The organism is Thalassotalea algicola (assembly GCF_012932965.1).
GTDB lineage: Bacteria > Pseudomonadota > Gammaproteobacteria > Enterobacterales > Alteromonadaceae > Thalassotalea_F > Thalassotalea_F algicola.
In genome coordinates this window covers 65475-88003 of the sequence record NZ_JABBXH010000009.1, presented here as the reverse complement: position 1 = coordinate 88003, position 22529 = coordinate 65475, and the positions used below count along the sequence as shown (strand labels likewise).

The following is a 22529-nucleotide window of genomic DNA, read 5'->3' as shown; positions in this document are numbered from 1 at the left end:
GCTCGTTAAAGTTTTAGTGTCCCGTTCGTCTAGAGGCCTAGGACACCGCCCTTTCACGGCGGTAACAGGGGTTCAAATCCCCTACGGGATGCCACTAATTAAAAAAGCCGACGTTATGTCGGCTTTTTTATTACCTGAAATTTAATTGAATATTGATTGGTAAACAGTCATAAAAGCTAAACAGTGCTTAGCTTTTATGACATTTTTGGACGCTTAAATCAGATTAATGCAGGCTCTTTGTGGTTAAGCATTTCTAAACTTTCTTCAGCAAAACCAACACCAGCTTCATTGTAGAAGTTAAATACTTTATCGATACCTAATGCATGCAATTGCTCTCGCTCATCATCAAAGCGGGCTATTGCCGCAATTTGCCCCTTATAATTTACCATGCGCAGCTGGGTTGTGATATTAATTGCATCTTGCACTGCAGGAACGGCGATCATAACCAGTTTTAATTGGCTTAAATCGAGTGTTTCCCAAAAGTCTCTTGATTCAGCATCGCCGTAAAATGCTTGCACATGCTCTTCATTCAGCCAGTCTACTTTGCTTCGGTCTGCATCTAGGCCCCATACCTGAGCACCTACTTGATGACTTAACGCGTTATATGCACCCATACCAACTCGGCCCATACCAACAACGACGATGGGGGCATTGCATGGTTGAACAAAAATATCTTCAGCTAAGCGTGTTTTGCGTTCAAATTTTTCTAACAATGGTTTGTAGAAGGCATAAATTTGTTCAGAGAAGCGGTAGATCACATTAGTGAATACAAACGAAACAGATACGGTTAAGGCTAAGATAACTAACCATTCTTTACTGAGCCAGCCATTATCAACGCTCAATGAGGCGACAATTAACCCAAACTCACTGAAGTTTGTTAATACCATTGCCGATAAAAAGGCTGAACGTGTTTTTAGCTTTAAGACACTAAACAGCATAAAGAACATTGCAAATTTTATTGGTAGTAGTAAACAAATTACTAGGGCAATGCCTAGCATTTCCCAAGTTGGCAATGCCGTAAATCCAATAAGCAAGAAAAAGCCTATCAAGAACAAATCTTTAAAATTAAGTAAGGCTTTGTTTATTTCGCTGGCTTTAGGATGGCTAGCAAGGAACATTCCCATGAGTAGTGCACCTAAATCTCCTTTTATTTTTACTAACTCAAATAATTCATAACTCCCGAGCGCTAAAAAGAACCCTGTTAGCGGAATTAATTCACCATGGCCAACAGAAGCAATGACTTTATTTAATAGAGGCTTGACAAAAAAGAGTCCGAGTAAGGCTAAAGCCCACATACTCGGCAGTTTTCCTGTGGCTATCACTAAAAATGCAACGGCTATTACATCTTGCATTACCAGTACACCAATCGCCAGCTTACCATGACGAGTTCGCATTTCACCTTGCTCTTCGAGCAATTTTACGACGCAGACCGTACTACTAAAACTTAAGGCGAATGCAATTAATAAAGCTAACTCAAAGCTTAATGAGGCAAAATAATACAAACCCACAAAACTAATCAATTTTACAAAAGCGATAACAACAATAAGCCAAATGCTGGTGTGGCTAAACGCTCCCATCCAAACTTCATTTTTAGTTAGATCTTTTACGTTCAGTTTTAAGCCTATGGTGAATAGCATCAAGGTGATGCCTAAGTTAGCTAACGTAGATAGGTAACTATCAGCTTCTAAGCCCATAAAGTGTAGAACGAACCCTGCGAGCAAATAGCCTATTGATGGCGGCAAAGCAATAAGTTTAGCGGCTAAACCACAGCAAAACGCAAATAATATCCAAATGAATTCCACTAGCGTAAACCTTTAATGGCGTTAGTTAATGTTTTATTCATTAATTCAACTATCATTGGTTGTGCTTCAATATTTGGATGAATGCCATCGCTTTGCATTAACTTTGGTTCAATAGCGATAGCTTCTAAGAAAAACGGTAGTAAAGGAGTTTCGGTTTCACTTGCTACTTCATTAAATACATTGGCGAACATTTTATTGTATCTTGGTCCATAGTTTGGTGGGATTTTTATTTCCATAAGCCATACCGGTATGTTTTTCTCTTTTGCTAATTGGATAATTTGTAACAAATTATTCTTAATTACATCAGTTGGAAAGCCCCTAAGGCCGTCATTTCCACCTAGCTCAATAAGTAGATAATCAAAAGTTTGTTTCGATAGAATTCCCGGTAGGCGAGATAAACCGCCTCCTGTCGTTTCTCCGCTTATGCTAGCATTAATGATCTGGAAGCCTGAATTATTCGTTTCTAGTTGTTGATTCAATAGGTGAACCCAACCTTGGTCTTGTTGCATTCCATAGCTTGCACTAAGGCTATCACCTAATAATAAAATACGAGAATTAGCTATTGCATGAAAACTAAATAGCAGTAGTAATATAGTCATTAAACCTTGAGAAGTGCGTATAAACATGAATTCAGAGTCCGATATTATTTTAAAAGTCAGCGATTTAACTAAATCGGTGACATTGGAAAACCATATTTTAGACCTTTTATCCGACATAAATCTAGCCGTTAGCGCAGGAGAAACGTTAGCAATTGTTGGCGCCTCGGGATCAGGCAAGACGACTTTGCTCTCTTTATTAGCGGGATTAGATTTACCTAGTGGTGGTCGAATTGAGCTAAAAGGCCAAGCTATTCATACCATGGATGAAGAACAAAGAAGTGCAATAAGAGCAAAACATGTTGGGTTTATTTTTCAGCAATTCTTATTGGTCAGTAGCTTAACTGCATTGGAAAATGTCATGTTACCAGCAGAGTTGGCTCAGTTGCCAAATGCAGAACAACGAGCGAAAGCGTTACTGGAACAGGTTGATTTAGCCGATAGATTAAATCATTTTCCGTCACAGATGTCGGGTGGTGAGCAACAACGTGTAGCGATAGCACGAGCGTTTATTACTCAGCCTGATATTTTGTTTGCAGATGAACCAACTGGTAATTTGGATAGCAAAACAGGATTACACATTACTGAATTGCTTTTTGACTTAAATAAACAAAATGGCACCACATTAATTTTGGTGACACATGATGAAAAGCTAGCGGATCGCTGTGGTCGAAAAGTAATTGTTGATGGTGGTAGGTTAGTTGATGACTCAGCCGAAACGTTAAGTAAGTTAAGGACAGTCAATGAGTAACAATGTTTGGATCAAGCAGTCGCTACGATTACTTGGGCATGAGCTTCGTCGTGGCGAGCTGACCATTATTTTTCTAGCCATTGTGCTCGCAGTAGCGACGGTATTTTCTTTATCCGGCTTTTCTCATCAAATTCAGGCTGCAATATTAAGCAAAAGCACTAGCTTTATTGCGGCAGATAGAGTTTTTCGTTCTTCGCAGCCAATTGAAGAGAGTATCTTGGCAAAAAGTGATGAGCTCGGTTTGGAATCAGCACTTAAGCTCGAAATGGGGTCAATGGTATTTGCTAATGACAAATTACAATTAGCGGAAATTAGCGCGGTTGGTGATAAGTACCCCTTAAGAGGTGAACTACTCATTCAAAATGTTCAAGGTGGAGTGAAAGAGCAAAAAGCACCTAAGCCTGGGCAGATATGGGTTGAACAAAAGCTACTAGATATTCTTGGTATCACAATTGGCGAGAACCTTGAAGTAGGCATGGCTCCACTAGAAGTCGCCGGTGTGATAAAGCAAATGCCAGATGCGTCATTTAGTGTGTTTACTTCTGGACCGGCGCTTATTTTAAACGTCAAAGACATGCCTAAGACAGAGTTGATTCAACCGGGTAGTCGTTTAGGTTATAAAGCATTATTTGCAGGTGAGTCTGATGCAATAGAAGAATTTGAAGAGTGGATTAAGCCACAAGTCAATGAAACGCAGCGCTGGTATGATATTCAATCAAGTCGTTCGGCGCTTTCTGCTTCTCTTGATTCTGCTGAGCAATATTTAACGTTAGCTAGCATGCTAGGCATTGTGTTGGCTGCGGTAGCCGTAGCTGTTGCTAGTAGGCGTTATGGACAGCGACATCAACCTATGGTGGCAGTGTTCAAGGCTATGGGGGCAAGTCAGCGACATATAACTAAGCTGTATTTTTTACACTGGGGGCTACTCAGTGCGATATCCGTAGGCGCTGGTCTACTTATTGGCTATGTATTGCAAGAAATTGGTTTGAATACCATGCAAGAGCAATTTGAATTAACCACTCGCGTCTCGATGATGGAGCCGTTAGTCATAGCAATTATAACCGGTGTTCTTTGCTCAGTTGCTTTTGCTATTGCGCCACTTAAACAATTGGTAACTATTAAACCTTTAGCGGTTATTCGTGGATTTGAGCACAACACCTTTCATTACCTTCAAATGTTGCCTGCTATTTTAGCACTCTATACCTTGCTGCATTTATTTAGCCGTGATTGGTTAAAGAGTGTCGTTCTATTGGGAGGCGGAGCGTTAGTTTCAATTATTCTGCTTGTACTTGGTCAAGCGTTCGTAAGTGCAGGAAGAAGCGTTGGTAGTAAATCAGGGCGTGCATTGCATTTAGCTTTTGCTAACTTAAAAAGACGAGCAAAGGAAAATAGTGTTCAATTGGTAAGCTTTACAATAGCGATAAAATTGCTGTTGCTAATTGTTGTCATCCGTAGCGATTTAATAGGGCAGTGGCAGGCGCAGCTTCCAGATAATACTGCTAATCGGTTTTTAATTAATATAAGTGAACAGCAGGTCGATAGCGTTAATCAATTTATGGAAGAATTAGCTATTCCTGGTAGTGGTTTGTATCCAGTTGTTCGTGGCCGTTTAACAGCAATTAACCAAGACTCGGTGACTAGTGATGTCTCTAAAGAAGAAGATAAAGATCCGGAGCAGCAACGACGTGGTGTTGGAAGGGAACTCAATTTAACTTGGCGAACAAACCTTCCAGATAATAATGAAATTATTAGTGGGCAATGGTATAGCGCAGAGGAAGATAAGGCGCAAGTTTCCGTAGAAAGTGGTGTTGCTGAGCGTCTCGATATTAATGTTGGCGATAGTCTAGGATTTCAAATAGGCAGTGAAAACTTTGTTGTAGAAGTGACAAGTATTAGGAAGGTTGATTGGCAATCTTTACAGCCTAACTTCTTTATGATTTTTAACCCGCAAGTGTTGTCAGACTTTCCTGCTACTTATATCTCTTCACATTTTGTAGAGCCTGAAAAAGTCCAGTCATTTAATCGATTTTTAGCGCAATATCCTACTATTTCAATGATTGACGTTGAAGCGATGATTGGCCAATTACGCAGTGTTATTGACCAAGTATCACTCGCTATTGAGTTTATATTAGTAATGGTTGTTATAGCGGGTTCTTTGGTGCTTATTGCTCAAGTTCAAGCAAGTATGGAAGAGCGTGAGCGTGAGATTGCTATTTTGCGTACCTTAGGCGCTAAAGGGAGTTTGTTAAAAAATAGCGTGTTATTGGAATTTGTTTGTTTAGGGCTAGTTGCTGGCCTTATGGCAGGCATGGCAATGGAAATAGCGGTTTACTTTATTCAAACTCAAGTATTCAAAATGTCGGCAAGTTTTCATCTTGAATACTGGGGGATTGGTATGGTTGCAGGTGCAACATTTGTTGGTGTTATGGGGATGATAAGCTGTTGGCGATTACTTAATATGTCTAGTGTTACGCTTATTCGTCGAACGATGTAACGCACATTTCGTATGCGTTCGATTAAATCACTGAGTAAGTAAATTACTCAGTGCTTCCTTTATCGAAGGGTAATAAAATTCGAACCCCTCTTCTTGCAACTTTTTGGGTATAACATGTTGGCCAAAACACACTAAATCACATGCTTCGCCTAAAATTATTCGAGCGACAAACTCAGGTAGTTTTATAAAGCACGGTTTATTGAGGGCGCTAGCCAGCGTTTTTGAAAAGATTTCATTCGATACTGGATTAGGGGCTGTTAAGTTTATTGGACCTTCCAAAGATTCATGGGTGATAATGTAATCAATTGCGCAAATTACATCGTCAATATGTATCCACGACATTTTTTGCTGACCGTCAGCTATTATTGCGCCCAAACCAAGCTTAAATGAAGGCAGCATTTCTGAAAGTGCTCCACCGTTAATACCTAGAACTATACCTGTTCTTAGTAAGCAGACGCGAGTTGCTTTGTGGGCTCTAAGTGCCGCCTTTTCCCATTTTTTACACAGTTGATGGCTAAATTCTCTAAATGGCTCATTCGACCCTTCTTCCACAATTTTGTCATTTTTTTGCCTGCCATAAAAACCTATAGCAGAGCCTGATATAAATACAATAGGCGGGTTTGTCGAGTTTTGTATTAACGTCGATAATGTTTGAGTGACAAAAGTACGGCTATCCTCAAGTTCTTTTTTTTGTTGATGACTCCAACGTTTTCCAAATATAGCTTCGCCCTGCAAGTTGATGATTGCATCAAACTCATCTAAATTTTCTAGTTCATTTAATGAAGTTATAAGCGCTACAGATTTCGGTAAGTTTGCCGTATCTGGCTGGCGAGTCAAAACGGTTATTTGATACTTATTTTGAAACCGTTTTATATAGTTCGAGCCTATAAAACCGGTACCACCAGTTATAAGTAAATGTAGTTTTTCATTCACAGGTTAACTCTTTTAATGACAATAGAGGTTTAACTATAGTGTAGTTCAAAAGATAAATTCGTTGATTTTTGTTTTGTTTAACCAGAAGATAGCTACAAATTAGACTGGATTAGTAGCTATATGGGAATTAACGAAACCTCGACAGGGATATTAAAGGCGCTGGTAGTAATTGCAGCCATTTTTATTGTTTTTGCGGGGATAAAAACAGCGACGAATATTTTGGTACCGTTTCTCTTGTCAGTATTTATTGCGATAATTTGCAACCCAATTGTGGCCAAAGCAAGTGAATATAAGATACCAAAGGGCATTTCTGTCATTTTTGTTATTGTAATGTTCGTCACTATCGCGTTATCTATTGCTGGTCTTGTCGGTAACTCGTTAAATGAGTTGTCTGGCTTACTTCCTGAGTATCGTGCTCAACTAAAAGAGCAATTTTCTTGGGTAACTAGCAAGTTAGCCGAATATAACATTTCAATATCGTCAGCAGTATTAATTGAATACTTTGATCCTGGTGCTGCTATGGGTTTAGCTGCAGATATGCTTAGTGGACTTGGCGGCGTAATGGCTAATTTATTTTTAATTATCATTACCGTTATCTTTATGCTGTTTGAAGCGTCTTCATTGCCAAGAAAATTGCATTTCGCATTAGATGATCCTGAAATGCGCTTAAAGCAAATTGATCGATTCTTGGAGTCGGTAAATCACTATCTAGCGATTAAAACAGTAGTTAGTATTGGTACCGGTATTTTGGTGTCATTCATGCTGTGGGTTATAGGTTTAGACTTCTTCCTGCTGTGGGGAGTTTTAGCATTTTTACTAAACTATATACCTAATATAGGTTCTATTATTGCTGCAGTTCCAGCGATGTCTCTTGCAGTGCTGCAACTTGGACCCGCAGCAGCTGGCGGGATTGGCCTAGGTTACATGGTGATCAATACTGTGATGGGTAATGTGATTGAGCCTCGGTATATGGGGAAAGGTTTAGGACTATCGACATTGGTCGTGTTTTTGTCGTTGATTTTTTGGGGATGGTTATTAGGAACCGTGGGAATGTTATTGTCCGTACCATTGACGATGATAATTAAAATTGGCCTAGAGAGTTCTCAAGAAGGGCGCTGGTTAGCGGTATTACTTTCTAGTGAGGATGAAGTTGATGCTAAAGCTACTTCATAGTTAAATGAGATTAGACAATAAAAAAGGCCATTAAGGCCTTTTTTGTTTTTAAGATCTAACCATTAATCTTTTAAGTGGTGAAAGTCGATGTTTTCGATTTTTGCACCAGCATCTGGGTTTTCAAAAGTCTCTTGGTCAAATTGGTCTTCAGACTTACCTACAACAATGGTAACCATGCTATCACCAGTTACATTCACTGCAGTTCTAGTCATATCGAGTAATCGATCAACACCAATAATCAGCGCTATACCTTCAACTGGTAAGCCCACCTGCTCTAACACCATAGCCAACATAATTAGACCTACACCAGGTACGCCAGCTGTACCGATAGACGCTAAAGTCGCCGTTAGTATTACCATTAAGTAGTCGACTAACGTTAGGTCTTGATTAAATACTTGAGCGATAAATACGGTAGCGACACCTTGCATGATTGCTGTGCCATCCATATTGATTGTCGCACCTAGAGGAACTGTAAATGATGCTATTGAATTTTTTACACCCATCTTTTTTGTCGTAGTTTCAAGTGTAATAGGTAATGTGGCATTACTGCTTGACGTTGAAAACGCAAAGATAGCTGTATCGCGCATTTTCTTTAAGAAGATAATAGGGTTTAGGCCTGTAAATGTTTTTAACAAAATAGGGTAGGTAACCAAGCCGTGTACTAGCAGAGCAAATAAAACGACAAGGAAATAAACAATTAGATTACCAAATGTTTCGATTGACAGGTCGGTGAAAAGTCCAGCTAACAAACAAAATACACCATATGGCGCTATATTCATCAGGATTGTCACCAAGCGCATAATCACTTCGTTCATATCTTCAAAAATGCTTGCAACACGCTCACCTGCTTTACCTGATAATGCCATTGCAATTCCGAAAAGCAATGCAAAAACAATGACCTGTAACATATTGCCTTGAGCGAATGCGGTAAATGGATTGCTAGGGAACATTTGTATTAAAACGGTTGCTAAAGACGGTGCTTCTCTACTTGTAAAAGTAGAATCAGAAGTCATATTTACGCCTTCGCCAGGGCTTATCAGTAGTGCTAAAGAAATAGCAAAGCTAATCGCGATTGCTGTAGTGATAAGGTAGAGACCGACGGCTTTACCGCCAATTTTACCAAGTTTAGTGGTATCTTTAAGTGAGCATGTACCACAAATTAAGGATACAAAGACTAACGGAACTACTAGCATTTGTAAGCTTGATATAAAGATTTGTCCGATAACCTCAAAGACACCATCGACAAAAAAACCTCTGAATGAAAAGTCGAATAAACCAAGTGGAATTAAAAAGTCAGAGCCATTTGGCATTAACCATTGTAGGGCGCTACCTACTAATATGCCCGCAATCATGCCGGTAACAATGCGACGGGTTAGGCTAGAGTGAGTTTCTGTTGTCATAATAATGTTTAAAAACCATTTATTGTTATTGATAAGTCATTAATTACTAAGAGTAACAATTATATTTACCAGAAAAAACTAAATTAATTGCGTAAGTATAAAGGGTTTTTGCATTTTGGTAGTGACCTTTTCGTTATTTATCAGTTAAGATGGGGAAGATTTATAATAAAAACGTTCATGGAGATGACAGTATGGAACTGTTTCGACGCTTAAGTTTTGCCATGGTGCTATTAACCTTAGTTGGTTGTGGTGGTGGTGATGGAGGTCTAAGTAACGGAGGGAATCCTGACCCAGGTGATGGTGACGATAATAACCTAACAATATCACTCGCATTATCCAGTGATACTGTGTCAGAACAAAACCCTGTAACTATAACCGCGACTGTCATGGACGGTTCAAATGCCGTGGCAAATAAATTAGTGTCATTTTTAGTTAGTGATAGTAGCCTTGCTTATCTTTCACCAGAAAATGGTGCTGCTACGACTAATAGTGAAGGTATAGTAGAGATTCAATTGTTAGTTGGTACTAAATCAGGTGGTGGCACAATAACCGCTTCAATTGATTCAGAAACAGTCACTAATACAATTGCTTTTAACAGCGCTGGTGATGGTGAAGTTATTGTCGAAGGGCCTGAAGTTGCTGATATAACGTTAATAGCAAATGCTCAGCAGTTAGCGTCGAGTGGTGCGCAAGAAGTGCTGCTCACAGCAATTGCAAAGGACGGGAACAATAACTTAGTTAAAGATGCTACGTTGGCGTTTTCTTCAGATTCAGGTCAAATTCAAGTGACCAATGCTGTAACTGGCGATAATGGTCAAGCAAGTGCAATTTTACGTACTCAAGGTAACCCAGAGAATAGGACGATTAAAGTTACAGCTATTAAAGGTACTGTTAGTGACGATATTGACGTGTTTGTTGTTGGTACCAATGTTCAATTAACGGGTTCTTCTTCTTTAGCATTAGGTGATGTTAATACTTTTATTATCAATGTTGTTAATTCTGATAGTGAGGGAATTGCTGGTGCAGAAGTGGCTTTGTCACTTTCTGGACAAGCTTCTGAAGCTGGCGGTGAGGTAGCTGATATCACTATTCCTGATTCTGTTATTACGGATGCATCAGGTCAAGCTACAGTAAGTATTGTTGGTAATTCAGGTGGCTCAAATAGCATAGTTGCTTCGACGCTAGGTGCTACTACAACTAAAAGTGTTTCTGTGCAGGCGGACTCGTTTACCTTTACTTCATTTAATGATGGTAACGGTACGATAATTAACCCATCAAGTGCAATTACGTTACCAGATGTTCTACTATCTGATACGGCGACAGTTACGCTAACTTGGAACCGTTCAAATACTCCTGTTGCCGATGGAACTGTTGTCGAGTTTACTACTACTCGTGGTACGTTACCTTCTAACCAGGGGGTAATCACTAATGGTACCGTATCAGTTACAGTTAACTCCTCAGATGCTGGCGATGCGATTGTAACCTTTACCGGTACTGATGGTGATGTTGTTTTAAGCAATAGTTTAGAGTTTGAATTTGTTGCAGAGTCTGTAGACACAGTGATAGCGCAAGCCTCGCCAAGCTCAATTGGCCCAAGTGGTCAAACTTCTACTATTTCTGTAATAGTAAAAGATGCAAATGGGAATTTAGTTAAAAACAAAGTCATTGACTTTAATTTAAGTGATACCACCGGCGGTAGTATTTTCCCTGCAAGTGCGGTTACCGATAGTAGTGGTAATGCTTCTACAGTATACACTTCAAACGCCGTGTCAGCCCAAGATGATGTTGCTATTACGGCGACCGTAAGAGATCAGCAAGATAAATCTGATACTGTTACGTTGACGGTGGCAGATAGAGAGTTGTTTATTGCGTTAGGTACAGGCAATGAAATTCAAGATAATGTTACAACATACACTAAACAGTTTATTGCATTTGTCACTGATGCCGATGGTAATCCGGTAGTAGGTCAAAAATTAACAATTTCCTCAGTGCCAGAAGGTTATTATAAAGGGCAGTGGGTACGTATTTACGACGGTGATGAGTTTATTCGTTGGGAGACGCGTGGAGAAGTTGCGACCAATGGTACTCATTACTGTACGAATGAAGACGTGAATCGTGACGGCATATTAGATCCAGGTGAAGATACTAATAACAACGGTTTCTTAACGCCGGGTAATGTGGTTGCTTCGTTATTAACTGTTTCTGTTGAAAATGATAATACTGTTGTTGTTGAAGCAATTACCGACGATGAAGGTAAAGTAAACATAGATTTAGTTTACGCTCAAAGTTATGGCAATTGGGTGGATATCAACTTGATTGTGTCTGGTAAGGTATCTGGTACTGAAAGTTCGGTGAAAACGACCTACAGTCTGCCGGTTTCAGGTGAAGATGTAAGTAATGAAGATGTAGCTCCACCTATGTCGAACGTTAGTAATTGGGGTCCGTTTGGCTTAAGAGCTAATTGTAGTGTGCCTGATTAACGTCGATTTGATTTAATATGAAAAGCCCCTATATAAGGGGCTTTTTTATTTTCTCTTAGCAAATAAAAAATAATAAAAAACCTGTTTTGCTTGTTTATTATGTATAGGTGTGTATAATTCGCGCCTCGATTATGACTGGTTGGTCAAATCGACATTAAGTAGGGGTTATATCCGCCTTATAGACTTGCCTTGTTCAGCGAATGCGCTGACCTATCGAATGTGCCTCAAGTCTCCTTGGTGGTTTCCTCATTGTTGTATTGCAGGACTTCCTGCCAAGAGATTAAAATTTATGACTGATAAGAACAATGCCGTTGTCGGCTTTGACGCTTTAGGCTTGCCTGAAAATATTTTAACTGCATTAACGAACTTAGGTTTCGAATCTGCTACTGCTATTCAAGCACAGACTATTCCTCCTTTGTTAGCAGGTCGTGACGTATTAGGTGAAGCACAAACTGGTACGGGTAAAACCGCAGCATTTAGCTTGCCCGCTTTAAGTGCAATCGATACTAATTTACGTAAACCGCAATTGATGGTGTTAGCACCAACGCGTGAATTAGCCATTCAAGTTGCGGAAGCCATTGAATCATTTTCAACTAACATCAAAGGATTACGTGTAGCAACGCTATACGGTGGTCAATCATACGGACCGCAATTTCAGCAACTAGAGCGTGGTGCTCAAGTTGTCGTTGGTACTCCTGGTCGCTTAATGGACCACCTACGTCGTAAGAGTTTAAAACTTAATGACTTAAAGCTTTGTGTATTAGATGAAGCTGATGAAATGCTAAATATGGGGTTCTTAGAAGATATTGAATGGATCCTTGAGCATTTACAAGAAAATACGCAAATGGCGTTATTTTCGGCAACGATGCCTGCTGCGATTCGTAAAGTCGCTAATCGTTTCTTAAAAGATCCTGAGCATGTAAAAATTGCAGCCGTTAAAAAAGCGAAAGCTAATATTGCACAATTTGCTTGGAAAGTTAGTGGCATTAATAAATTAACAGCATTAGAGCGTATTGCTGAAACATTTGATTACGACGCGATGATAATATTCGTGCGAACTCGTAATGATACAGTTGAGGTTGCTGAAAAGTTAGAACGCCAAGGTTACCCAGCCGTTGCATTAAATGGTGACATGAACCAAGCGCAACGTGAAAGAACAGTTGATCAAATAAAGAAAGGCCAGTCTTCAATCTTAATTGCAACTGATGTTGTTGCTCGTGGCCTTGACATTCCACGCATTGATTTGGTCGTTAACTACGATTTACCAGGTGACAACGAGTCATATGTACACCGTATTGGTCGCACAGGTCGTGCTGGTCGTAGTGGTACAGCGATATCGTTTGTTCGCCCACGTGAAATGTATTCGCTTCGTCATTATGAGCGTTTAACCTCTGGCGTAATTAATAGTTTCGAATTACCAAGTATTCAAGAAATTGGTAAGGCACGTGTCGCTAGAACGAAAACTGAATTGTTAGAATTAATTGCCAATAAAGAATTAAACGGCATGCAGGAAATCATTGAATCAATGGCAAATGAGTCAGAAGTTTCAATGACAGAGCTTGCAGCTGCGTTACTTTATTTGAAGCAAATAAAACAGCCATTGCAACCTAAAGAAGATCCTAAGCCTCGCAGAGACTTTAATGATCGCAATGACAAAGGCCGTGACGGACGTCGTCGCGATAATAAAGATGCAAGAGGTAACCGCGATAATCGTGGCGAACGTCCGCAGCGTAAAGCAAAACCAGTACGTTCTGACGTAGATTGGCAGACATATCGCTTAGAAGTCGGTAAAGAGCACGGTGCTAAGCCAGGTGACATTGTTGGCGCTATTGCTAACGAAATCTCATTGGATAGCAGTTACATTGGTGCGATTAACTTGCATGAACGCCATACGTTTGTGCAATTGCCTAAAGGTATGCCAACCGCATCATTTAAGCAGCTAAAACGTGTACGTGTTAGACGTCAAGCGTTGGAAATTTCAGTATCTGAAGCGCCAGTTTCAACAGAAAGACCTAAGCGTAGAGAGCGTCGTTCAAGTTAGTTTTATTGGCTAGTTGATTTGATATAAAAAAAGGAGCTACACGCTCCTTTTTTTAATGTTTTGTAAAATTTACATTTGATTAATTTGTTCAATTAAAAAGGCTGATATTTCGGCGCCCACTTTAAGCGTCTTTTCAGCACTTACCGCTCCTTTTCCTGAACTATCCGTAAATGGTGCAATTTCCATCATATCGCCACCTGTTATTGGGTATAGCTTAGAAAGTGAGGTTAAAATTTTCATTGCTTCTTCAGGCGTTAATCCATCATCTTCTGGCGTGCCTGTAGCAGAAGCGAACTCTGCATCTAAAGCGTCTATATCAAAACTAACATATAACTCATCAATATTTTCGTTGGCCAACTGAGCTTTAATATTATTAATAACGCGATCTATACCCAACTCACGTACTTCATTTGCCCAATGCTGTTTTACGCCAAACGTGTTTTCCCAGTGCGATTTAGGTTTACCACTTGAACGAATGCCGACTTGAATTAAGTGATGTGGTGCATGTAAGTCGTCTAGTATATGGGTACACCAACTGCCAAAACATAGATCTATACCTAAACGTTCAATTAATAAATCTGTGTGGGCGTCAAAGTGAATAATTGCACATCGCTTGCCTTGTGCCTTTTTGGCTTGTAAGTATGCCTTGGTAAGCGGGTAGCTGACTGAGTGATCGCCACCTATGGCAAATATACCTTTGTCGGTGTTTTGCGCGTAGAAGTCGTGTAAGACATCTTCAGTAATCGAAAGCGGACTAATGGGTAAATCACTCTGCTCATTTCCATAGAGCGCTTTACGACAATTGCTAATAGTTGCATCATTTAAGTATTTATCATGTAGTAGGTGAGGGATAACTCGAATATCACCCATATCAAAATATTTTAATTCGTTATGCTGCTCTAATAGCGTTGAACGCAAGAATAATGGCCCCCAGTTAGCGCCTCTAAGAATACCGCCGCCACAGTCAGAAGCAACACCTAAAAGAACAGCTTTATCTTCACCGTTGTAGTTTGTAAGCGCACGTTGCCATAAATCATCAATATCTGTGGTAAAGCCATACAAAGCCTTATGCAATTGTTCTTTACGTTCTTTAGCTGTGTTAACGGTAAATACACCATTGCCAGGAGGGCAAAGGCATTGAGTAATTTTGTCTAAGAATACTTGGTTAAAACCTGTCATAGTGTCGCTCTTGTTGTTTCAATCTTTAGAGGTTGTAGACGTTCATAAGAAGTTGACCTATTTAAGGGCTTTTATTGTTGAAAACTTTGCTTTTAAATCTAGCAGATTCAATTTTATTCTTATTAGCCTCTTAAAATTTTCGGCAAAGTCGATTATGATGCGCGAAAAAGTGGCGAATATTATAGCGAAATAAGGTATTTAGGTGAACATAATTAAATATTTACTTGTCACCTTGCATAATTATAGATATACCTACTAATAGTTATCTAAACGTTTTTTACAAAGAATTAATGCAAAAAGTGTTAAAAGTTAAGCCGTATATAGCTCGCATAAAGGTTAACTTTTTATTCATACTTAAAAGTGTTGTTGCATAAAAATATAAGCTGTTAAAGCAGGAAAATTAGAATATATGGCAAAATCTCTGGTAATCGTCGAGTCGCCAGCCAAAGCGAAGACGATTAACAAATACCTTGGTAAAGACTTTATCGTAAAATCTAGTGTGGGTCATGTACGTGATCTGCCAACGAGTAGTACCGGTAAAAAAGTAGCAACGAAGCCAGCGGCAGAAGTGAGAAAAATGTCGCCTGAAGCAAAAGCCAAATACAAAGCGAAGCGTGATCGTCAAGCATTGGTTAATCGAATGGGTATTGACCCAAATAAAGACTGGAAGGCGTCTTACCAAATCTTACCGGGTAAAGAAAAAGTCGTTAATGAGTTAACTAAGCTAGCCGAGAAAGCAGATACTATCTATCTCGCAACCGATTTGGATAGAGAAGGAGAGGCGATTGCTTGGCATTTAAAAGAAATTATTGGTGGTGACGATGACAAGTTCCGCCGAGTCGTGTTTAACGAAATTACAGAAAACGCGATTCAACAGGCATTTGCTCAACCTGGTGAATTAAGTATGCCTGGTGTAAATGCACAACAAGCGCGTCGCTTTTTAGATCGTGTTGTTGGGTTTATGGTAAGCCCTTTATTGTGGAAGAAAGTAGCTAGAGGTCTATCTGCAGGGCGCGTTCAGTCGGTAGCGGTAAAACTTGTTGTTGAAAGAGAAAGAGAAATTAAAGCATTTGTTCCTGAAGAATTTTGGGAAATTAGTGCAGATACGACAACGTCAGGCAAAGAAGCACTAACATTAGATGTCACTCATCAAAATGGTAAGCCGTTTAAGCCTACTAATGAAACAGATACACAAAGTGCAATTTCACTATTAGAAAGTGCGGCATATACCGTAGCAAAACGAGAAGATAAACCTTCAAAAAGCTCACCTTCAGCACCTTTTATTACTTCTACGTTGCAGCAGGCCGCCAGTACTAAATTAGGTTTCGGTGTAAAACGTACTATGGGTCTAGCACAGCGGTTATATGAAGCTGGGCACATTACCTATATGCGTACTGATTCAACCAATTTAAGTGCTGACGCTGTAAAAATGGCGAGAGATTATATTGGTGAGACATTTGGCGAGAATTACTTGCCTGAAAAACCTAAAACCTACGGAAGTAAAGGTAATGCGCAAGAGGCGCATGAGGCGATCCGACCATCGAATGTTAAATTGGAAGCTGCGTTGATAAACGATGTCGACGCAGACGCTAAGCGATTATATGAGTTAATTTGGCGTCAGTTTGTTGCTTGCCAGATGACAGCTGCTCGCTATGATGTTTCAACATTAACTATTTCAGCGGCAGGATTCGACCTAAAAGCAAAAGGTCGAGTTATGCGTTTTGACGGTTGGACAAGAGTTCATCCGCAATTAAACAAAGGTGATGACAAGCATTTACCAGACTTGGCTGTTGGTGAGTCAGTGACGCTTGATAAGCTATCGCCTTCTCAACACTTTACTAAGCCACCAGCACGCTTTGGTGAGGCATCACTAGTTAAAGAGTTAGAAAAGCGCTCCATTGGCCGTCCATCGACTTATGCATCTATTATTTCGACCATTCAAGACCGTGGTTATGTTCGTTTAGATAAAAAACGTTTCTACGCAGAAAAAATGGGTGAAATAGTTACCGATAGCCTATCTGAAAGTTTTAAGAACTTAATGAGTTATGGTTTTACCGCCGATATGGAGCAGGAGCTTGATGATATAGCTGAAGGTTCAATTGAGTGGAAAACAGTACTCGATGAGTTTTATAAAAACTTTAAGAAACAATTAGAAAATGCGGACAAACCATCTGATGAAGGTGGTATGCGTAACAATGAACCGGTATTAACTGATATCGATTGTCCTACGTGTGGCCGTAAAATGGGTATTCGAACTGCGTCAACAGGTGTTTTCTTAGGCTGTTCTGGTTATTCATTACCACCAAAAGAGCGTTGTACAACAACAATGAACTTAACGGCTGGTGAAGAAGCGGTTAGCGTTCTAGCCGAAGACCAAGAAACAGAAGCATTACGTGCTATGCACCGTTGTGCTAAGTGTTCGACAGCAATGGACAGTTACTTAATTGATGAAAAACGTAAACTGCATGTTTGTGGTAATAACCCTGTTTGTGATGGATACGAGATTGAAAAAGGTGATTTTAAGATAAAAGGCTATGATGGCCCTGTGTTGGAATGTGATCGTTGTCAATCCGATATGGAATTAAAATCAGGACGCTTTGGTAAGTATTTTGACTGTACAAATGCAGACTGTAAAAACACCCGTAAATTACTGGCAAACGGTGAAGCAGCTCCTCCAAAAGAAGATCCTGTGCAATTGCCAGAGTTGCCGTGTGAAAAGTCGGATGCTCACTTTGTGTTAAGAGATGGTGCCGCGGGTATTTTCTTAGCGGCAAGTACATTCCCTCGCTCGAGAGAGACAAGAGCTCCTAAAGTGGCAGAGCTAAAACGTTTTCGAGACCGTATTTCTTCTAAGTTCTATTATTTAGCTGATGCACCAGAAAAAGATCCTGAAGGAAACTTATCTGTTGTACGCTTTAGTCGTAAAACTAAAGAGCAATATGTAATGACTGAAGTAGAAGGTAAAGCAACGGGTTGGGTCGCTAAATATATCGACGGAAAGTGGGTAGAAGAGCAAACGAAAAAGTCTCCCGCGAAAAAGAAGAAAAAATAATATAACTCTGTAAAGTGTACAGCCTGAAAATAGGTTGACTCTTTTAAGTTAAAAAGCGCCATAAAGGCGCTTTTTTTGTTTTTAAGAGCTTTGGTAAGCTCTAGCTAAGTGGTATTACATAAATTCTAATTCGTCTATTACACGCCTTGCTTGAGCCGCAGTACAATCAGTTTTGGCAACCAATTGATTTACCGTAATACCTTCTTGTTGTTTGGCAACATGTAGCAGTTCATCGTAGGTAATATCCTCTTGCTGCTTTCGTAAATGTTTTGCTAACCATAACCAGCTAGATTCTTGCGCTTGTTCGATGATTTCAATAATGGCAAGAAGTTGTTGTCGAGTAGCAGTGAGCTTCCAATTGCGAGAGCGACCAACACGAGTTAATTCACAGCCCGCTTCTCTAATATGGGCCTTAAGCGCATATGCTTTCATCGTCTTTCGAAGAAACGATGGCAAGATAATGGTATTTGTTTTAGCTTTACTCAATTTTAGGTCGCAATCACGGTAACATTTAGTATAGGTTTTAGTATAAAAAAAATTACCTAAAGCTAAAACCAAAACAACCAGCAAATTGCTGGTTGTTTTTATAATTAGCGATTAAATTACCATTTCTTTTTAGGTTGAAATAGCATATCCAAATCATCTTCTTCGCTTTTCGCTTTTTTAGCCGCATCTTTAGCGTTAGTATTTTTAAGCTCCGCAGTAATAGTTTCGAGCTTTTCTTCAATTTCAGCACGCTTAGATTGAATATATTCACTTTGATTGGTTGCATTAGATACCGAGGCAAGTGCTTTTTCATAATACTGTCTAGCTGAGCCAAGCATTTCTTTCGAGTAAGCTGTATTGCCGCGCTTTAATAAGCTTTCAATATTAATTTTAACTTGCATTGAATCTAAACGAACATCATGTTGCATAAACGTTTGAGCATCTAACACACCTTTGGTTTGTTCAGACTTCAAGGTTATTCTTAACTTTTTAATACATTGTAAAATTTGTACTAATTGTTGTTCATTATCAGGCAGTGTAAATTTATCAGCAGGTGCCGTTTGATTTGCTGCTAAGTCTGAAGATGCTTGCAATCTAGATTCTAAGTCTTGAATTCTATTTTTTATGCCTTTTAAATCGGGCATAATTTTCAGCATCTGTTTAGCTGCGTTCAAACTGCGACGATTTAATACTTCAATAAGGCCAGGATTTTCCGGCAACATTGCCATATTCAAGATGAGCTCTTCTGTTTCATCAATTATGGCTTTTTGTTTAGCAACAAGCGCACGTTTTTCTGATTCTATTTTTTCTTTATGCTGCTGGATGGCATTGACGACCACTACAATTATAATGAGTACGACAATCAAACCGACAATTATTGCTATCATGTTTCTTTCTCAATCAAAAAATGTCTACTAATTTAGCAGTCTACAAAAATTGTATTCATTAGCATAGCGCTAAATATCTGAATTCTAGAAAAACATTCGAATTTTCAGAGAGAATATATGTTTAACGTTAATCGCATGTTAATTAACAAGCATAATTGTCATTTTTTGCTAAGCTTTTAGTTATAAATTAAATAATTTTAAAAATCATATGGAATATTACTGTCGTTCAGTATATATTTTTGGAATAAAAGAATAGAAATATATGTAGTAATGGAATAAACGATGAAGCTGCAGCAATTACGTTATATTGTAGAGGTGTTAAACAATAACCTCAATGTTTCAGCCACCGCTGAAAGTCTTTACACTTCTCAACCCGGTATTAGTAAACAAGTTCGTATGCTCGAAGACGAATTGGGAATACAAATTTTTGGCCGAAGTGGTAAGCACTTGACTCATGTTACTTCGGCTGGTCATGAAGTGATCAATATCGCGACAGAAATATTGAGTAAAGTAGAATCAATTAAAGCAGTTGCACGCGAGCATACACAACCTGATGAAGGTAAGCTTAGAATTGCGACTACTCACACGCAAGCACGATATGCGTTACCTGATGTTATTCAAGGTTTTATTAAGAAGTTTCCTAAGGTCTCTTTGCATATGTACCAAGGGACGCCGCAACAAATTAGTGAAGCTTCAGCCAAAGGCGATGCAGATTTTGCCATCGCGACTGAGTCACTTCATTTGTACAATGACTTAATTATGTTGCCGTGCTATCACTGGAATCGCAGTATTATCGTAAGAAAAGACCACCCTCTGGCTAATAAAAAAGACCTAACAATTGCAGATATCGCCAAATACTCTTTAGTCACTTATGTATTTGGTTTTACCGGTCGTTCGGAGCTTGATAAAGCGTTTAATGCCGCTGGTTGTGAACCTAAAGTTGTGTTTACTGCAACAGATGCTGACGTTATTAAAACTTATGTACGCTTAGGTGTTGGAATAGGGGTGATTGCAACAATGGCAATGGATCCTGAGGCTGACAGCGATTTGGTGGTGCTTGATGCAAGTCACTTATTTAAGGCAAGTACAACAAAAATTGGATTTAGACGTGGCACCTTCTTACGCAGTTACATGTTTGATTTTATTGAGCGTTTTGCCCCGCACCTTAATCGAGATCTAGTTACTCGTGCTATGTTATTGAAAAATAATCATGAAATAGAAGAACTATTGGCAGATATTGAGTTGCCGGTAAAGTAATGCAGCAAATAGGAAGAATGGTTAATGAGTAATAAAAAAGGCTGCTAATGCAGCCTTTTTTATTACTGTAATTATTTATTATTAAGCTCGTTGAATTTAGCTAATTGCTCAGGTGTAGCGGGTGTTTGGTGTTTTTCTTTCCATTCGCTATACGGCATGCCATATACACTTTCTCTTGCAGTTTCGATATCAACAGAAACACCAAGCTTTTCAGCTTCAGCTACTGTCCATTTAGAAAAGCAATTACGACAAAAACCTGCCAAATTCATTAATTCAATATTCTGAACGTCTTTTCGGCTATCTAGATGTGCTAATAGGCGTCGAAATACGGCGGCTTGAATTTCAGTTTCTTTATCCATTGTTATTCTCTGTTATCTCTTCAGTGGTAATTTCTAGCTCAGGCTCTGGTTTTTTATAGCGTCTTATTTGCACGACCATGCCCATATAAGGGTGATCAAAATAGTGAATTTCTTTACTGATCACTCGTTTGTTTTGCTTAAACGGGATCAGTTTAAATGGCACATTCTTTTCGTTTAATTGTTTATTGGCTTTGTTATTGGGAACGGCAATATTGAAATCTGCAGTAATAAACAAATAGTGATTGAGGTGAAGCTTAAAATACCCGTCTAAAAACCAATCTTGATTCGGTGCAATTGGCGGTGTAAGGGTAATTTCATTTTCACTTACAACTTGTTCGTACAAGCGCGGAGAGTCTAATTCTTCGATTGTTTGCTCAAGTGTAATAGCTTTGGATTCGAGTGTATCAACAAGCATCGATAACATTTCTGACGATTCGACTGACGCAATACTTGATTCATTGTTATCGGCAATATGTGAAGCGTCATCATTATTATCACTTAGTACTTGGTTTAATGCATCAAGAGCCGATTGATATGCAAACGTTTGCTGCGATGTTCTATATTCTTGTTGGTAGTGTTTACCACTAAATAAACGTATCGCTGGTTCCCTAGTTGGTTTTTTTCTATTTGTTAGTGGTTGACGCCATCCTAGGTGCAGTAAAGGCTTAAAGTTTTTGCTACGACGTAGCTGTAGGGTTATGTCCTTTAACTTGAGCGAGTCAGCGTCAATTAAATAAGGCTCATCAGTGTAGATAAACTCATTACCATCAACACGACCAGTAAATGAATCAATAGGAAAGCTATTGCTATAATTTACATTAGCTGCAGCTAGGTAGTCATTTATGGTGCTAGTATCACTTATTGATACTTTTTGACATAGTGCGTCTCGGGAAGTAACGCTGTATTGGTAATCGAAACTGAGCGGCTCTTCCTTGAAAGTTTGCTCTGCTTGGCTGATGAATGTTAGTTCTTTCTCGGTTAATCCGACTAATTCGTCTTCAATTTCAATTTCTGCTGACGACTGTTCAGCATCAAGCGCTGATAAATCAATTTCAGAGGAAGCTAGTGGTTTATTTTCACCTTCGTTAGGCGGCTGAATAGCATCATTTACCATGCCATTTACTGTTGTTTTATCGTTTGCTGAGTTAGCTTCTTCAATACCACCTTCATTAGGGTACAGCAAAGTCGCACTTGTATCAGCAGCGAGTGGGCCACTAACGTTTGAAATATTTCCACTCTCTTCGTTTAGGTAAGCTTCCTCTATTTCAACTAGAGACTTTTCTTTGTGCAATTGCGGTAGTTTGGCCTGACTCGCAAGACTTTCTCTATAATTACCGGTGTTGCATTCAGGTAACTGTAATCTCAATGATGTTGAATCTGGTTGAAGGTAAGGGGTGAGCAAATCTATTACCGTGCGATAACGCGGTAACTCTGCATCACCTTGAAAGTTTTCAAGTAACTTGCTTTTATCGCCAAGCTGACTAAATAAAATTACTTCAACTTCAAACCAGCGTTTATCTACGGCAGCAATTGACTGCCCTGAATAGCTTAGTAACATTGCGATACTAACTGCTGAAATTGTCGAAACTGCTTTCATTTTTATACTTTTTAGTCTCATTATGTTGGTCATCATAACAGA

The 22529-nt window shown here is 39.3% G+C and carries 16 protein-coding genes and 1 tRNA gene; 8 read left to right on the top strand and 9 right to left on the bottom strand.

Features of this window, described 5'->3' with window-relative positions; all coding sequences use genetic code 11:
- The first annotated feature begins 18 nt into the window (after positions 1 to 18).
- A tRNA-Glu gene (locus HII17_RS18350) sits at positions 19 to 94 on the top strand.
- A 124-nt stretch (positions 95 to 218) separates the two neighbouring features.
- On the opposite strand, the gene HII17_RS18345 is transcribed toward HII17_RS18350, so the two are convergent.
- Both HII17_RS18345 and HII17_RS18340 read right to left on the bottom strand, forming a co-directional pair.
- Entirely contained in the window at positions 219 to 1802 is a 1584-nt protein-coding gene (locus HII17_RS18345; RefSeq protein ID WP_169076825.1) for a cation:proton antiporter domain-containing protein, read from the bottom strand.
- On the bottom strand, positions 1802 to 2401 hold the full coding sequence (locus HII17_RS18340; protein ID WP_235938950.1) for an arylesterase: 600 nt from the start codon (positions 2399 to 2401) through the stop codon (positions 1802 to 1804). The genes HII17_RS18345 and HII17_RS18340 overlap by 1 nt, the downstream gene beginning before the upstream one ends.
- 25 nt (positions 2402 to 2426) lie before the next feature.
- Between HII17_RS18340 and HII17_RS18335 the strand changes: the two genes are divergently transcribed.
- On the top strand, positions 2427 to 3149 hold the full coding sequence (locus HII17_RS18335) for an ABC transporter ATP-binding protein (protein WP_169076823.1): 723 nt from the start codon (positions 2427 to 2429) through the stop codon (positions 3147 to 3149).
- A complete protein-coding gene (locus HII17_RS18330; protein WP_169076822.1) occupies positions 3142 to 5643 on the top strand; it encodes an ABC transporter permease in 2502 nt (833 codons plus the stop codon). The genes HII17_RS18335 and HII17_RS18330 overlap by 8 nt, the downstream gene beginning before the upstream one ends.
- Positions 5644 to 5670: 27 nt before the next feature.
- Here the strand turns inward: HII17_RS18330 and HII17_RS18325 are convergent, their stop codons facing one another.
- Entirely contained in the window at positions 5671 to 6576 is a 906-nt protein-coding gene (locus tag HII17_RS18325; RefSeq protein WP_169076821.1) for a TIGR01777 family oxidoreductase, read from the bottom strand.
- A 120-nt stretch (positions 6577 to 6696) separates the two neighbouring features.
- Between HII17_RS18325 and HII17_RS18320 the strand changes: the two genes are divergently transcribed.
- The gene (locus tag HII17_RS18320; RefSeq protein ID WP_169076820.1) at positions 6697 to 7749 is read left to right on the top strand and encodes an AI-2E family transporter; all 1053 of its coding nucleotides are present in this window, start codon (positions 6697 to 6699) and stop codon (positions 7747 to 7749) included.
- 62 nt (positions 7750 to 7811) lie between these two features.
- Here the strand turns inward: HII17_RS18320 and HII17_RS18315 are convergent, their stop codons facing one another.
- Complete coding sequence (locus tag HII17_RS18315) at positions 7812 to 9149, bottom strand: dicarboxylate/amino acid:cation symporter (RefSeq protein ID WP_169076819.1); 1338 nt, start codon at positions 9147 to 9149, stop codon at positions 7812 to 7814.
- A 191-nt stretch (positions 9150 to 9340) separates the two neighbouring features.
- Here HII17_RS18315 and HII17_RS18310 point away from each other — a divergent pair, with 191 nt between their 5' ends.
- Both HII17_RS18310 and HII17_RS18305 read left to right on the top strand, forming a co-directional pair.
- Positions 9341 to 11629: an Ig-like domain-containing protein gene (locus HII17_RS18310; RefSeq protein WP_169076818.1), complete on the top strand. Its 2289-nt coding sequence runs from the start codon at positions 9341 to 9343 to the stop codon at positions 11627 to 11629.
- 289 nt (positions 11630 to 11918) lie between these two features.
- Entirely contained in the window at positions 11919 to 13670 is a 1752-nt protein-coding gene (locus tag HII17_RS18305) for a DEAD/DEAH box helicase (protein ID WP_169076817.1), read from the top strand.
- Between the two features lie 69 nt (positions 13671 to 13739).
- Here HII17_RS18305 and HII17_RS18300 read toward each other — a convergent pair whose 3' ends face one another.
- Positions 13740 to 14849 carry an arginase family protein gene (locus tag HII17_RS18300; protein WP_169076816.1) on the bottom strand — a complete coding sequence of 370 codons (1110 nt, stop codon included), beginning with the start codon at positions 14847 to 14849 and terminating at the stop codon, positions 13740 to 13742.
- Between the two features lie 409 nt (positions 14850 to 15258).
- Between HII17_RS18300 and topA the strand changes: the two genes are divergently transcribed.
- Entirely contained in the window at positions 15259 to 17901 is a 2643-nt protein-coding gene (gene topA / locus HII17_RS18295) for a type I DNA topoisomerase (protein WP_169076815.1), read from the top strand.
- Positions 17902 to 18015: 114 nt separating this feature from the next.
- On the opposite strand, the gene HII17_RS18290 is transcribed toward topA, so the two are convergent.
- Both HII17_RS18290 and HII17_RS18285 read right to left on the bottom strand, forming a co-directional pair.
- The gene (locus tag HII17_RS18290; RefSeq protein WP_268969182.1) at positions 18016 to 18357 is read right to left on the bottom strand and encodes a ribosome recycling factor family protein; all 342 of its coding nucleotides are present in this window, start codon (positions 18355 to 18357) and stop codon (positions 18016 to 18018) included.
- A gap of 146 nt (positions 18358 to 18503) precedes the next feature.
- On the bottom strand, positions 18504 to 19274 hold the full coding sequence (locus tag HII17_RS18285) for a hypothetical protein (protein ID WP_169076813.1): 771 nt from the start codon (positions 19272 to 19274) through the stop codon (positions 18504 to 18506).
- Between the two features lie 282 nt (positions 19275 to 19556).
- Here HII17_RS18285 and cysB point away from each other — a divergent pair, with 282 nt between their 5' ends.
- Entirely contained in the window at positions 19557 to 20531 is a 975-nt protein-coding gene (gene cysB / locus HII17_RS18280; protein ID WP_169076812.1) for an HTH-type transcriptional regulator CysB, read from the top strand.
- 71 nt (positions 20532 to 20602) lie between these two features.
- On the opposite strand, the gene HII17_RS18275 is transcribed toward cysB, so the two are convergent.
- Together HII17_RS18275 and HII17_RS18270 are read right to left on the bottom strand one after the other, a co-directional pair.
- Positions 20603 to 20890: a DUF1244 domain-containing protein gene (locus tag HII17_RS18275; RefSeq protein WP_211185417.1), complete on the bottom strand. Its 288-nt coding sequence runs from the start codon at positions 20888 to 20890 to the stop codon at positions 20603 to 20605.
- Positions 20883 to 22487, bottom strand: a complete 1605-nt coding sequence (locus HII17_RS18270; RefSeq protein ID WP_169076811.1) for a CsiV family protein — start codon at positions 22485 to 22487, stop codon at positions 20883 to 20885. Before HII17_RS18270 ends, HII17_RS18275 begins: the two co-directional genes overlap by 8 nt.
- Between the last annotated feature and the right edge of the window lie 42 nt (positions 22488 to 22529).

Bases quoted from the DNA above. Each gene is read 5' to 3' on its own strand.
- HII17_RS18335 (WP_169076823.1), top strand. From the start codon at position 2,427: ATGAATTCAGAGTCCGATATTATTTTAAAAGTCAGCGATTTAACTAAA.
- HII17_RS18275 (WP_211185417.1), bottom strand. From the start codon at position 20,890: ATGGATAAAGAAACTGAAATTCAAGCCGCCGTATTTCGACGCCTATTA.
- HII17_RS18340 (WP_235938950.1), bottom strand. From the start codon at position 2,401: ATGACTATATTACTACTGCTATTTAGTTTTCATGCAATAGCTAATTCT.
- HII17_RS18310 (WP_169076818.1), top strand. From the start codon at position 9,341: ATGGAACTGTTTCGACGCTTAAGTTTTGCCATGGTGCTATTAACCTTA.
- HII17_RS18285 (WP_169076813.1), bottom strand. From the start codon at position 19,274: ATGATAGCAATAATTGTCGGTTTGATTGTCGTACTCATTATAATTGTA.
- HII17_RS18270 (WP_169076811.1), bottom strand. From the start codon at position 22,487: ATGAAAGCAGTTTCGACAATTTCAGCAGTTAGTATCGCAATGTTACTA.
- cysB (WP_169076812.1), top strand. From the start codon at position 19,557: ATGAAGCTGCAGCAATTACGTTATATTGTAGAGGTGTTAAACAATAAC.
- HII17_RS18330 (WP_169076822.1), top strand. From the start codon at position 3,142: ATGAGTAACAATGTTTGGATCAAGCAGTCGCTACGATTACTTGGGCAT.
- topA (WP_169076815.1), top strand. From the start codon at position 15,259: ATGGCAAAATCTCTGGTAATCGTCGAGTCGCCAGCCAAAGCGAAGACG.
- HII17_RS18300 (WP_169076816.1), bottom strand. From the start codon at position 14,849: ATGACAGGTTTTAACCAAGTATTCTTAGACAAAATTACTCAATGCCTT.
- HII17_RS18305 (WP_169076817.1), top strand. From the start codon at position 11,919: ATGACTGATAAGAACAATGCCGTTGTCGGCTTTGACGCTTTAGGCTTG.
- HII17_RS18315 (WP_169076819.1), bottom strand. From the start codon at position 9,149: ATGACAACAGAAACTCACTCTAGCCTAACCCGTCGCATTGTTACCGGC.
- HII17_RS18320 (WP_169076820.1), top strand. From the start codon at position 6,697: ATGGGAATTAACGAAACCTCGACAGGGATATTAAAGGCGCTGGTAGTA.